This window comes from Magnetococcales bacterium, from assembly GCA_015231175.1.
Taxonomy (GTDB): domain Bacteria; phylum Pseudomonadota; class Magnetococcia; order Magnetococcales; family DC0425bin3; genus HA3dbin3.
Map to the genome: position 1 here is coordinate 1 of JADGBZ010000055.1, position 7,811 is coordinate 7,811.

The 7,811-nt window shown below is 56.3% G+C and carries 8 protein-coding genes; all 8 read left to right on the plus strand.

Annotated elements, in window-relative coordinates:
- Positions 1-141 precede the first annotated feature (141 nt).
- The 8 genes from HQL63_11400 to fliP all read left to right on the plus strand — a co-directional run bounded on the left by HQL63_11400 (position 142) and on the right by fliP (position 7,659).
- Positions 142-1,371 carry a flagellar hook-length control protein FliK gene (locus tag HQL63_11400; GenBank protein MBF0177434.1) on the plus strand — a complete coding sequence of 410 codons (1,230 nt, stop codon included), beginning with the start codon at positions 142-144 and terminating at the stop codon, positions 1,369-1,371.
- A 411-nt stretch (positions 1,372-1,782) separates the two neighbouring features.
- Positions 1,783-2,454, plus strand: coding sequence for a flagellar hook assembly protein FlgD (locus tag HQL63_11405; GenBank protein ID MBF0177435.1), 672 nt, complete (start codon positions 1,783-1,785; stop codon positions 2,452-2,454).
- 135 nt (positions 2,455-2,589) lie between these two features.
- The gene (locus HQL63_11410; protein MBF0177436.1) at positions 2,590-4,266 is read left to right on the plus strand and encodes a flagellar hook protein FlgE; all 1,677 of its coding nucleotides are present in this window, start codon (positions 2,590-2,592) and stop codon (positions 4,264-4,266) included.
- A 149-nt stretch (positions 4,267-4,415) separates the two neighbouring features.
- Complete coding sequence (locus HQL63_11415) at positions 4,416-5,018, plus strand: flagellar basal body-associated FliL family protein (GenBank protein ID MBF0177437.1); 603 nt, start codon at positions 4,416-4,418, stop codon at positions 5,016-5,018.
- A gap of 35 nt (positions 5,019-5,053) precedes the next feature.
- Entirely contained in the window at positions 5,054-6,052 is a 999-nt protein-coding gene (gene fliM / locus HQL63_11420) for a flagellar motor switch protein FliM (GenBank protein MBF0177438.1), read from the plus strand.
- 34 nt (positions 6,053-6,086) lie between these two features.
- On the plus strand, positions 6,087-6,509 hold the full coding sequence (gene fliN / locus HQL63_11425) for a flagellar motor switch protein FliN (protein ID MBF0177439.1): 423 nt from the start codon (positions 6,087-6,089) through the stop codon (positions 6,507-6,509).
- Positions 6,509-6,895 (plus strand): FliO/MopB family protein, encoded by a 387-nt coding sequence (locus HQL63_11430; protein MBF0177440.1) that lies wholly within the window; start codon positions 6,509-6,511, stop codon positions 6,893-6,895. Before fliN ends, HQL63_11430 begins: the two co-directional genes overlap by 1 nt.
- Positions 6,892-7,659 (plus strand): flagellar type III secretion system pore protein FliP, encoded by a 768-nt coding sequence (fliP, locus tag HQL63_11435; protein MBF0177441.1) that lies wholly within the window; start codon positions 6,892-6,894, stop codon positions 7,657-7,659. Before HQL63_11430 ends, fliP begins: the two co-directional genes overlap by 4 nt.
- Positions 7,660-7,811 lie beyond the last annotated feature (152 nt).

The window sequence follows — 7,811 nt, forward strand, 5'->3', positions numbered from 1 at the left end:
GGTGGGGTTCGGGGCGAAGCCCTGACAAAGGCTTTCATATCCAGGCTTTTCTTGAGAAGGTACTGAATAATTACCGTTGACGAATCATTCGCTGGGCCGACAGAGCTTCCCATTCCAAGCAGGCTGGAGGAACCGATTGCCATGACACCCTTCAATGCGCCGGTGGCCTTTGTGCCGGGTGCAAAATCGTTGCAGAGCCGATTGCCCGCAGAGAAAACGCCGTCGAATTCATCGGCGGAGCGGTTCAAGGATTGCCTGCACCATGCCGTTGCCAAGGCGGATCGGCAGGAGGCCCAGCAGGCAGACAGGGTTGAAGAGACAACCCAGGAACGCGCTCTGGTTGCGGACCGGTCGGAAGAGAAAAGGGCATCTGCAGATCGGGTGCAGGAACAGCAACGCTCCTCCCAGGACAGTGTTCCAGCCGAGACGAAGTCGCCAGCGGGGCAGGGCAGCAGGGCGAGTGAGGAGGGGGGGCGGGTCTCCCGTGCGGAGACGACCGGGGCGGTGAAGGTGCATCCAGCGGAAACACAAGCGGATCCGCAGGGTGGTGTGGCCGCCCCTGTCCAGATGGGACAACAAGGGGTGCCTCTGGGGTGGTTGCAGGGGCAGTTTGCCTTGGGTTTTTGCGGGGTTGTCCCTGAAGGTGGGGAAATTCAGATGCCCGTGGGTCGTGGCCAGGAACAGATGGAGGCCTTGTTGCAGGGAGTTCTTGGCGCCAGGCAGGGTGGCGGTCCCATGGGTGAGGTGAAGTTGGCTCAAGTCGAAAATTTGACGTTGGGCACGGTTGCCGGGCCGACCGGAAGCAGCAACGTCGGAGATGCCGGCTTCAAACTTCCGGATGGCATCTCCCTGGCGGCGGAGACGGCCAAAATTTCCAGGGACATGAGCAAAAGCGACAATGTTCCCCGCTTGACGCTCACGGCGACAAAGCCGGATTTTGCCCAGGAGATGGCGGACAATATTGGCCGTTTGCGCATGATTTCCCGTCCGGGAATGCCGGAACAGGTGCGGATTACGTTGGATCCGCAAGATTTGGGTGAGCTGCATGTGCGTCTGCAAATGGACAAAAATCAACAAGTCCACGTCACGATCATGGCTGGAACCGATGCGGCCAGGGATTTGTTGACCCGGGATCTGCCGCAACTGCAACAGGCATTTGCCAACAACAATTTGGGGTTTGGCGGGTTGACGGTCAACGTCGGAACCCAATCCCATCAGGGTGGTGGCGAGGGGTGGCGTGATGGTGGCCGGGAGGGGCATGCCGGGGCGCAGGAAGAGAAGGAGGTCAAGGGCCTGGATCCCATGGCGGGCCGTGCCGGGTGGCGGACATCGCCCGAGATGGGGGAGCGCGCACTGAACCTTTTTGCCTGAGGGGATGAAATGATTCGGCAAATGTTGCCCTGAGGGTACCCGGCCACGCTCGGGGTCCAGGGGGCTGGCTCCCTGGCTTAGTCCAGGGCAGCGCCCTGGTGGGGTTCGGGGCGAAGCCCTGACAAGGGCTTTCATGTCTCGGGGTCCAGGGGTCTGGCTCCCTGGCTTAGTCCAGGACAGCGTCCTGGTGGGGTTCGGGGCTAAGCCCTGACAAAAGCTTTCATATCCAGGCTTTTTTTGAAAAAGTGATAAATAGTTACGATTGCGATTTGTTTTTTTCTTCATGGCATAAAGATTGATAGAGAAACAAAAGGGCAAAAAATGTCCGGAGATGGAAGCCCTGGCGGCAAAAAGTAACCAGTGGGCGGTTGAGTCCGGCGCGAAGGCGCGGAAGTACAAGGAGAATACGAAATGGATGCGACAGGAGCACTCAGCAGCATTCCCCAGTATGACCCGAAGAGTACGGCGGGGGGGGGAGCGGATGTCACGAATGGCGATAAACAACAGATTGATTTTCTTAAAATGTTATCGGCCCAACTCGAATATCAGGATCCTATGGAACCGATGCAGAATACCGAGTTTACAGCCCAGATGGCCCAGTTTACAGCCCTGGGCGAGCAGAAAAAATCCAACACCCTTCTGCAACAGTTGATCGATTCCAAATCGCCAGATCAGATCAGCCAGGCTGTGGCCTATATCGGGAAGCAGGTTGCGGTTTCTGGCAATGGAGTGGATGTGTCCGGAGGGGCTGGGTCGGTGCAGTTCCAGATGCCTTCGTCCGCCTCGGCCCATCTGCGCGTTTTTGACGAATCCGGCAAGTTGGTCAAGGAGATTCCGTCGAAGACCTACAGCAGCGGGGACAACAAGGTCGATATCAACGATGCCAAGTTTGGCGGAAAATTGCCGGATGGTCACTACACGTATGCGGTGCAGATGGATGACAACCAATCCATCCAGGCGACAACCTTGCAGACGGGTGTGGTGACAGGGGTGTCGCGGCAAAGTGGTGACATTGTTTTGGATTTGAATGGTCGGGTGTTTCCTTTGAACAGCGTGCTGCGGATAGACCAACCCGATTCCTGATGGCGTGAGTAAGCTTGTTATGGCGCGTGCGCCCTGGCTGGTTTATCCAGGCATGTGACAGGGAGCGGTGCGTTGGTGTGCGCTTGAGTCGCTGTAGGGGTCAGGCTGTTACAGGAGTTGCAAGAGGAGGTTGGAATGACCAGCATTCATGAGGCCATGTATTCCGGGTCCAGCGCATTGACCAATTACGGCAATGCCATGACGGTTATCGGGAATAACCTGGCCAATGCCAACACCACGGCATTCAAGGGAAGTCGTACCACGTTCGAGGATATTCTCATCCAGACTGTAGGCATCAGCGGTACCCGAGGGTCAACCCAGATTGGCACGGGCGTGGGGATGTCGTCGGTGGACCAGGATATGAACCAGGGATCCTTGAACGGCACCACGAGCGTCACGGACATGTCCATCGATGGGCGGGGTTTTTTTCAAGTCAAATCAAAACCGAATGTGGCCGTCCAGGGGGGGGTCGTGGCGGCTGTGACAAGCAATGATACCTTTTACACCCGGGCGGGCGACTTCAAGAAAAACAAGGATGGCTACCTGGTGACCAATGCAGGGTTGGTGTTGCAGGGGTGGGCTTTGGATAAGAATGGCAACAGAGGGGGGAACCTCCAGGATATCAACTTGACGCCGTTTCAGACCAGTGACCCCAAAGCCACCACTTTGGTCAATGTAGGGGTGAACCTGAACGCATCATCGCAAATCAATACGAAGGTTTATAACCCTGACGATCCGTCGACCTACGATTATGCGACAACGTCGCGTATCTACGACTCCCTGGGTAATGGTCACAATGTGGAGTTGCAGTTCAGGAATCTGGGTAACAACTCCTGGGAGTGGCATGCCGTTGTGCCGTCTGCCGAATTGGATCCTTCTCAGGCAAAGGCCGGACAAAAGAAGACGGCCATTGATTTGATTACCGGCAATGTCATGGCAATGCCGGGTGGTACGGGTACGACAGGTACGACAGGTACGACGGGTACGACAGGTGCGACGGGTACGGCCACGACTGGTGCACCCTACAAACCTGGTGTTCTGGTGTTTGACTCCTTCGGCAGGTTGAGCCAGGAGGGATCGACTCCCATCACGTTCAATTTTTCGAGTTCGAGCACCAAACCTGCATCCCAGCAGGTTCTTTTCGATTTCGGTGGGGCGGTGGGCGTCAATGGGGACTCCACGAACGATTTTGCCCTGCCGACGGGGCTTACCGGTGTAACGACAGCCACGACAGGTACGACAGGTACGACAGGTACGACGGGTGCGACAGGTACGACGGGTACGACGGGTACGACGGGTACGACAGGTACGACAGGTACGACCACCAGCAGCAGTCCGATCATGTATGGGGCTGGGACGCTGGCAGCCGATGCGGGCAATAACGGGACGGATGCCACCGTGCAACTGGCAGGTGATTTTGCCACCCTGAGGCTGAGTCAAAATGGTTTTCCCACGGGTTATCTGGAGAGCCTGGCCATTGGTCAGGATGGCAAGATCACGGGCAATTTTTCCAATGGGGACAGCCACGGATTGTATCAGGTGGCCCTGGTGGACTTTGACAACGCTCAGGATCTTGAGCAGATCGGATCAAATCTGTTTGCCGAGACGCGCCTCTCCGGCGCCGCACGAGCGGATCAGCCCCAAAGCGGTCGCCTGGGTGCCATCAAGAATTTTTCTTTGGAACAATCCAATATTGACTTATCCTCGGAGTTTGTAAACATGATCACCGTGCAGCGGGCGTTTCAGGCCAACTCACGGCTCATCACGGTTACGGACGGCATGATGGAGGAGTTGATCGCCCTGAAACGGTAAACGAGCGGCATAGGGTCGTTTAATTTTCTGTAACCATTCGGCACCCGGCCACGAACCGGGGTCCAGGTGGCTGGCTCCCTGGCAGGGCCTGGGGTGTCGGGTTGACGTAAAGGCATGGATGCGGCATGGTCACATGAAGGGGTGATGTCATGGCTGAAGAAGCGGAGCAGGAACCGGAGGAGGAATCCGGCGGTGGTGGTGGTGGCGGTGGTGGTGGTATCGTCAAAATTTTGATCATGGTGATTCCGGCCTTGTTGTTGGGTGCGGGCGGGGGATATTTTTTTGGTTCCAAAACCGTCACAACTGAAGTGAAAGAGGCGGTGCAAAAGGAACCGCATCCGGAAAAAACGGCCAAAAGCCCCAATGAGATGGTGGGAGACATCTATAAGATGGAACCTTTTGTGGTCAACCTGAACGAGCCACGAGGGAACCGCTATCTCAAGACAACGATCCAGTTGGAGATGGGGCAGAGCGTGCCTGCCAAGGGTGAAGATGGCAAAGAGAAACCTGAGGAACCAGCCAAAGAGGGTGAAAAAGGTTTGAAGTCCACCCCATTGAAGGAGGAGTTGGACAAGCGTCAGCCACAAATCCGTGACATCATTCTGCAACTTTTGACCTCCAAGGGGACGCAGGAGCTGCAGGCCTACGATGGCAAGTTCAAGTTGCGGGAGGAGATTTTGGCGCGCCTCAACGCCATCCTGAGCAATGGTCAGATCACGTCGGTTTACTTTACCGAGTTCGTCATTCAGTAACGCGCAGCGACAACAAACCCGGCGGTTGATATTCCATGTCACAAATCCTCTCCACTGAAGAAATCGACGCCCTCATGGGGGCGTTGGACGAAGGGTCTATCAACCTGGAGGAGATCGACGAGGATATACCCGATACCTCTCAGGAGAAAAAATACAGCGCCTTTGTTTTTGGTCAAAAAACCTCCATTCGGGCAGGCGCCTTGCCCGGTCTGGATTTGATCAACGAACATCTGGCATCTCAACTTTCCTTCAAGTTGACGCAAAAGGTGGGGCGTGAGGTTCACGTCATGCCCAAGACCACGATCAACCAGGTATTCGGGCGTTTTGTGCATGGGTTGACCCCTCCGATCTTCATTAACATTTTGCGTGTGGAACCCTCCGAGGATATGGCGCTGTTGACCATTGACGGGGATGTGATGTATCGGGTTTTGGAGGGTTTTTTTGGTGGAAGCGGCGATTCAGAGCGACCGTTTCGCAACTTCTCCTCCTTTGAGATGAAGGTGATTGACCGCATTATGGACGTGGCCCGGGAGCAGATCGAACTCTCCTGGAAAAAGTTGGATCCCTCGTTCAAATTGGTGTTGACCCGTTGGGAAAATCAGCCGCAGTTTGCAGCGGTGATGCCGCTTGACGACAACGTCTTCTTGATCACCTTTGCCGTGGAGGTGGGGGAGGCGGAGGGGTCATTGACCATCTGTTTTCCGTCGGTGATCCTTGAACTGTTCAAGCAGCAGCTCAAGGTTGGCTTCCAGCAGAAAGAGACCGTTGGTGGGGCTTCGACGTGGCGGCGCTCTCTGGTTCGGCAACTTGGCTACGTTCCCCTGCGCCTGGATCCGGTGATCGATCATGTCTCCATGAGCATGCGGGACATGATCAACCTGAAGGTGGGTGATGTCATCATGCTCAACACGGACCTCACCGAAGAGGTGGATATCGACATTGACGGCCATACCCGGTATGCCGCCATCGCCGGAGTCGTTGATGGCAAACGCGCTCTGCGGGTCACACGGGTCGTGAGAGAAAAAGAGGAGTGATTCACCAGGTCAACTGTTCAGGAGCGGAAGCGTTATGGAAGAGGAGCTCAATTTTTCCGATGAGGATTTAGGGGGGATGGGCAATGGTGCCGAAGGTCACATCCCCAGCCCGTTGGGCAGCAGTCTGAACTGGCAGGATCTGGCCGGTGATGGTGGAGGAGTCGAGAGCAAACCGGAAGAGGATAAAGGGGGCATTCCCCCCAATCTGGAACTGCTCATGGATGTGGCGCTGGATATCTCCGTCCGGCTGGGCAGTGTCCAGATGGAGATTCGTAGCCTGCTGAGGTTGAACAAAGGATCATTGATCGAACTGCAAAAAGAGGCGGATGATCCCCTGGAGATCTACGTCAATGACCGTCTCCTGGCCTATGGTGAGGTGGTCATGATCAAGGAAAAACTTGGCATCCGCATCACCGATATCGTTTCCATGGAAGAGCGGTTGGAGAGTTTGCGCTGATGAGCCCTCGGTTGGGTGCGGTCTTCCTGATTGTGGGGATGGTGGCTCTTGCGGCGGTCTGGATCGAGGGTGCGGGGGCTCTTGCCGGGACGGAGGGTGATGGGGCGGTAGATTTTGTCGGCGAGATGATCCGTATCCTTGGCTTTTTGGCTGCATTGGTGGCATTGTCTGTCATCGCCGTTCGCCTGGGGAAACGTCTGGAGCCGCGTTGGGGTGGTGGTGTGGTGCAACTTCTGGGGTCGCGCACCCTGGCCCCGGGCGTGGGTGTTCGCCTGATTCGGGTGGGATCCAGGGCTTGGCTGTTGGGTGTCACCCGGGAGCAGGTGTCGATGCTCGCCGAATTGGAAGAGAAGGATTTGCCCGTTTTGGAGGAACGCTCGCGGTGACTTTGCCCAAACGCCACAAGGGGGTTCTCGTTGCCCTGTCTGTCCTTGGATTGGGTTTGGGGGTCGGCGTGGCTGCGGCGGCGGATTTGACTTTTCCATCCATCACCCTCTCCACGGGGGGGCGGGCTGATCCGAGTCAGGTCGGTGTGGGGCTACAGATTCTTGCCCTGATGACCCTTTTTTCCCTGGCTCCGGCCATGCTCGTCATGATGACTTCGTTCACCCGCGTGATCGTGGTCATGTCTTTTGTGCGCCAAGCCATGGGTTTGCAGGGACAACCGCCCAACCAGGTTCTGGTCGCGCTCTCTCTCTTTGTCACTTTTTTTGTCATGGGACCGGTTTTCGATCGGGTATGGGATGATGCTCTCAATCCCTACCTGGAAAAAAAATTGAATGAGGCGACGGCCCTGGAGCGTGCATCCGTTCCCATCCGGGGGTTCATGTTGCGCCAGACCCGGGAGAAGGATCTGGCCCTTTTCATGCGCCTGGCCGGCATGCCGAAAACCCAAAAACCCCAGGATGTGCCGATCCGGCTTTTGATCCCTGCCTTCATGGTGTCGGAGTTGAAGACCGCCTTTCAGATCGGTTTCATGATCTATCTTCCCTTCCTGATCATCGATATGGTGGTGGCCAGTGTGGTCATGTCCATGGGTATGATGATGTTGCCGCCGTTGGTGATCTCCATGCCTGTGAAGCTTATATTGTTTGTGCTGGTGGATGGTTGGTCGTTGGTGGTCGGGTCGCTGGTGCAGTCCTTTCGGTGAAAAAACAAGCGCTTTAAAGACTGGGATGGAGGTCCAGGAGGGAGGGCTGCGCCCTTCCTCCTGGCGGGATCCGGGGCGGAGCCCCAAAAAAAAACTATTAAAAGACTGGGATGGAGGTCCAGGAGGAAGGGCTGCGCCCTTCCTCCTGGCGG